Origin of the sequence: Paenibacillus sp. FSL R7-269 (genome assembly GCF_000517865.1) — a bacterium.
Taxonomy (GTDB): domain Bacteria; phylum Bacillota; class Bacilli; order Paenibacillales; family Paenibacillaceae; genus Paenibacillus_AQ.
In genome coordinates, this window is sequence record NZ_ASPS01000154.1 from 1 (window position 1) to 646 (window position 646).

At 56.2% G+C, this 646-nt stretch carries 1 pseudogene; it reads right to left on the minus strand.

The window, feature by feature from the left end:
• Positions 1 to 646: pseudogene (locus C162_RS36525) on the minus strand (hypothetical protein); the annotation flags it as partial.

Sequence of the window (646 nt, forward strand, 5' to 3'; positions counted from 1 at the left end):
CCCTGCCGTTCCACGCTTATATTCCATCGCAGCAGTCACATTCGTCAGTGTTCCATCCTTCGCATCAATCGCGGTTTCATCCGTTGAAGCCACACCCGCAGGTGCTGCCGGACGAGACGGAACATTCAGCGTCTGCGCCACGCTGTCTGTAGTCGCCGAACCGTCACCCTTTTTCACGATGCTTAATGACGTTCCCAGCCAACCGCTATCTATAGCCAGCTTGCCGTTAACGTCCACCGTTACAGGCTGACCGTTCACGGTATACGCAGCGCCTGCCGTCAGGCCAGTCAGCTGCTCCGCAGTATAGTCGATCACCGCTCCAGGGGTAGTCTCTGCTGTTGGCACATATGCGTTCACCGTCACAGGCTGCGCTTCCGATACAAATGCTGCCGCTGTCGCTTTCGTGCGGACATAATAAGTATCCGGTTCAAGGGTTGTTACACTTGTACCCGCAACATTCGACCAAGCACCTGCCGTTCCACGCTTATATTCCATCGCAGCAGTCACATTCGTGAGTGTTCCATCCTTCGCATCAATCGCGGTTTCATCCGTTGAAGCTACACCCGCAGGCGCTGCCGGACGGGACGGAACATTCAGCGTCTGCGCCACGCTGTCTGTAGTCGCCGAACCGTCACCCTTTTTCACG